General features: G+C 58.5%; 3 protein-coding genes. 2 read left to right on the top strand and 1 reads right to left on the bottom strand.

The genetic code is table 11. The features are described 5' to 3' along the window. The first annotated feature begins 1,393 nt into the window (after positions 1-1,393). A complete protein-coding gene (lspA, locus tag WCO56_29265) occupies positions 1,394-1,945 on the top strand; it encodes a signal peptidase II (protein MEI7733691.1) in 552 nt (183 codons plus the stop codon). Then, positions 1,942-2,892 (top strand): RluA family pseudouridine synthase, encoded by a 951-nt coding sequence (locus WCO56_29260; protein MEI7733690.1) that lies wholly within the window; start codon positions 1,942-1,944, stop codon positions 2,890-2,892. Before lspA ends, WCO56_29260 begins: the two co-directional genes overlap by 4 nt. Positions 2,893-2,913: 21 nt before the next feature. Here WCO56_29260 and WCO56_29255 read toward each other — a convergent pair. Beyond that, the coding region (locus WCO56_29255; GenBank protein ID MEI7733689.1) for an SGNH/GDSL hydrolase family protein at positions 2,914-3,556 on the bottom strand (643 nt) is incomplete at its 5' end.

The raw sequence follows: 3,556 nt of genomic DNA, 5'->3' as shown, positions 1-3,556 counted from the left end.
CCGCGTGAGCGGATAACGCTTCCGCGTGAGCGGATGACGCTTCCGCGTGAGCGGAAAGCCCCAAAGCCATCGCCGAAAGTACCAAAGGAGAATCCAAAAAGAAAATCCCAAGGGGATACCGGCCTCCAGCCCAGAGTTGGCCGTTGGGGGCAAAGGGGAACGGGCCTATCCTGGGTCCCAACCGCCAGAGACGATAAACCCTGTAAGGGTTTCGGCCTTTGGTCCCGCCGCAGCCCATTGCCACACCCCCTTCAGGGTTGGGGAATCACGAACCGCCAAACCCAGGGTAGCTCGTGCCTCGCAACCCTGGGCTGGAGGACACAACTCCGTTGGAGTTGGTGCGCGCATCCCGCATGGGATGCCAGCAAGGCACCACATCTCCGCGCTTTGCCTTTTCGTATTGACCCGAGGGGCCTTTTTAGAAATGGTCGGCACCATGCTAACAAACTGCAAACCGAAAACAACGAACGAAAATTTCGTTAAATAATACTGTTTGGCGTGAAGCATGGCTAGCGCTCTTCTCATCATCCTTGGCCGCGATTTAGACCCAGATCGGGTTTCTGGTCTGCTGGGCATCCAGCCGGACCAAGCCTGGCGAAGGGGTGAGCGACAATCTATCAAGATGCCGGACGGCTCCGTTCGACAGTTCAAATCCGTCCATACTCGCGGCGGCTGGAAGGCGTGGCTAAAGGGAGCAGTCCGCAGACGGAGCCTTTCCTCCCAAGTTCGGCTTTGGTGCAGGAGGTTACTGCCAAAGCGCAGGGCTGTGCAGGAGTTGCAGGCGCTCGGTTACCCGGTGACTATCGACTGCTGCGCCCTTGCTCCCGGTTTTGTTCACTTGGACGCGGAAGTTCATCGCCAACTTGCCGACCTTGGCGTGAGCCTTGACATCACCATTTACCGGAGCCAAGAATCACCCAACCAGCAGGGTGGCTCGTGCCTCGCTGGGCTGGAGGACACAACTCCGTTGGAGTGGCCGCCCGCATCCCGCATGGGATGCCAGACAGTAGCAAACTCGTGAGGGGAATGGGGCATGACCTCCGGAAAGCCGTCCAATAAACCCAACCGCACCCCGGCAAGGGGGCCGAACCGTCCATGCCACAACCCCTTCAGGGTTGGGGAATTAACGAACCGCCAAACCCAGGGTGGCTCGTGCCTCGCTGCTGGGCTGGAGGACACAACTGCGTTGGAGTTGCCGCCCGCATCCCGCATGGGATGCCATATAGTAGCCAACACCTGAGGGGAACGGGGCATGACCTCCGGAAGGCCGTCCAATAAACCCAATGCATCCTGGATGGATGCCAGAAACCGTGCCCGGATCAATGCCGTTGGCCAAGCTGTTTTGCGTTCCTGCTTGTCTTTGCAGGGTGTTTCGGTGAATACTGTCGCAAACATGACGTTTACGCCAAGTCAATTGACGGGCATCGTGGCCGTAGTCACGCTGCTGTTGGATCAATGGACCAAGCTGCTCGTATTAAAATTCCTGGGGTACGCCCAGGAGCGAGTGGTGGTGGATGGTTTTTTTAAATTCGTGCATTGGGGCAATACCGGAGCTGCCTGGAGCCTGTTCCGCGACAGCAACGAGTTTCTAACCATTGTTTCCCTGATCGCCCTGCTTTTCCTGTTTATCTTCCGCAGGATGTTTGAGACCCAAACGCGCCTTGGGGATATCGCGCTCGGGTTGGTCTTCGGTGGTATCGTGGGTAACATCATTGACCGCCTGGTGCGTCATCATGTGGTGGATTTCATTTACTTTTATATTTATCGCCGCAGCGGTACTGAGGCGGGTTTCCCAGCGTTCAATATCGCGGACAGCGGCATCTGCGTCGGTGTCGGCCTGCTGTTCATCATCTCCTGGGAAAAGGAAAAACAAATGAAACGCGCCGCCACCATGCCCCAATCCCCTGGCAGTCAGGATCACGGAACTGGAACTCGTTTGCCATGAACACTCGCACCGACACGTTTACCATTGAACATTCCGCGCCCGGTCTGCGGTTCGATACCTTTCTGCGCCAGCATTACCCGGCCGTCTCCCGCGGGGCATTGCAGCGTTTGATCGAGCAGGGGCATATCCGGGTCAATGATCATTCCGTCAAACCCACGCATTTTCCGCGCGCCGGAGAGGTCGTCTCGGTGACGTGGCCGGAGGCCCGCCCCGCCGAGGCGCTACCGGAAGACATCCCGCTGAATATCCTTCATGAGGATGAGGACTTGCTGGTTTTAAACAAGGCCCCCGGCATGGTAGTTCATCCGGCGGCCGGCAATGAAGACCACACGCTGGTGAATGCGTTGCTGCATCATTGCTCCGGGAAATTAAGCGGCATTGGCGGTGTGGCCCGTCCCGGCATCGTGCATCGGTTGGACAAAGACACCAGCGGCTGCCTGGTGGTGGCGAAAAATGATGTCGCCCACTTGGGATTATCCGAGCAATTCGCCGGACGCACTGTGCGCAAGGTGTATCATGCCATTGTGGGTGGGGAAGTGCCGCGCGTGGCCGGGGAAATCCGGGCGGCCATCGCCCGCCACCCCACGCACCGCAAACGCATGGCCGTGACGGACGAGGGCGAAGGCCGCGACGCTTGGACTAGCTATCGCGTGCTGCAACGTTTTCCGGGGGCAACGCTGGTGGAAGCAATCATTCACACCGGACGCACCCACCAGATACGCGTGCATTTCCAGCATCTGGGGTATCCCGTGCTGGGCGATGAAACCTATGGAAAACGGAAACTCATCCGTTGCGAGGAAGCCCTGGCCATAGAAGTTCCGCGCGTCATGTTACATGCACATTTGCTCGAATTTATCCACCCGAGAACCGGCGAGAAACTGACCTGCACCGCCCCCTGGCCGGAGGATTTCCAACAAGTTTTAAAGGCGTTGGATAAAAAGAAATAACGCGCGGGCGGCAATCCGCAATCAGAACAGTGCCAGCAAGCTATCCGCGAACAGTTTCATGCCGCGCGGATCGGGATGGTTGATGGCGTTCAAGAGCAAGGAACTGTGGGGAATTCCCTGCCGCCAGAGACGTCCGTAACGCAATGAGGCATCCCCCAAAGCCACCCCATGCTTGGCGGTAAACGCGCGCAAGGCGGTCACATACGGGCGGGGATCCTCATCCACCTCGCGTTCGCGCGTGAGGTTCATCCAGTCCGGGCGCACATAATGCGGTGTGAGGATGATCCACTCGGCGCCGATGGCGCGAAAATCCGCCAGCAACCGTGAATAGCGCTCCTCCACCTGTTCCGGTTTCAACCCGGCATCGTTGACAAATTCGGAGATCACCAGGTCGGGTTTTGCGCCCAGCACTTTTTCCCGGTAGTTATGCGGGCTACCCGGCGGCTCGGCAAGGTAGCTGGCGGTATTGCGACCACCCCAGGCCTCCGTCACGAGTTCAATGCGAGCCTGCGGGAAGCGTTCCCGGAGCCGGATCACAAATTGTTCCTGCCAGCGCTCCCGTTCCGGATTGGGCACGAAGGTGCCCACGGTCACACTATCGCCCCAGGCCAGGATGTGTAGCGTTTTACCCTCGCGCAGCTTCTGCATCATTACGGGCAGGAGA

The sequence above is a fragment of the Verrucomicrobiota bacterium genome (assembly GCA_037139415.1).
Taxonomy (GTDB): domain Bacteria; phylum Verrucomicrobiota; class Verrucomicrobiia; order Limisphaerales; family Fontisphaeraceae; genus JBAXGN01.
The sequence above is the reverse complement of the archived record's forward strand: the minus strand, read 5'-3'. Positions and strand labels throughout refer to the sequence as shown.